The 400-nt window shown below is 61.8% G+C and carries 1 pseudogene; it reads right to left on the reverse strand.

The annotated features are described in order from the left end of the window. Positions 1–240 (reverse strand): annotated as a pseudogene (locus tag PUR71_RS01415) (hypothetical protein); the annotation flags it as partial. Between the last annotated feature and the right edge of the window lie 160 nt (positions 241–400).

Below are 400 nucleotides of genomic sequence, written 5' to 3' on the forward strand. Positions count from 1 at the left end.
GCCGCGCCCCGGGCGGCGCCCCCGGCGCGCCGGCTGGGGCCGGGGCGGGGTGGGCGGGGGGTGGTTGTGTTTCGGGGCGTGGGGTGGGGGGGCGGTTGGTTTCTGGGACCGCCAAAACCCCAACAAACCCCCACCCCCCCCAAACAAAACCGCCACCGACCCAAACCCAAAAAAAAAAACAAAAAAAAAAAAAAAACACAACAAAAAAAAAAAAAAAAAAAAACCGATGTAAGCCCCCAACAACCCCACAAAACCCCCCTGCGGCTCGACCATCTGAACCGACCGGTCGACCAGTACTGCAAAGCCCGCGCTAGGAAAAGGCGGCCAGTTGCCGCTCTCCTGGTCTGCGGCCTGCACGCTCACGGCGGCACACAAGGTGCCCCTTAACAGGCGGAACGCC

The sequence above is a fragment of the Streptomyces sp. SP17BM10 genome, from assembly GCF_036322405.1.
In the GTDB taxonomy this organism is placed as follows: domain Bacteria; phylum Actinomycetota; class Actinomycetes; order Streptomycetales; family Streptomycetaceae; genus Kitasatospora.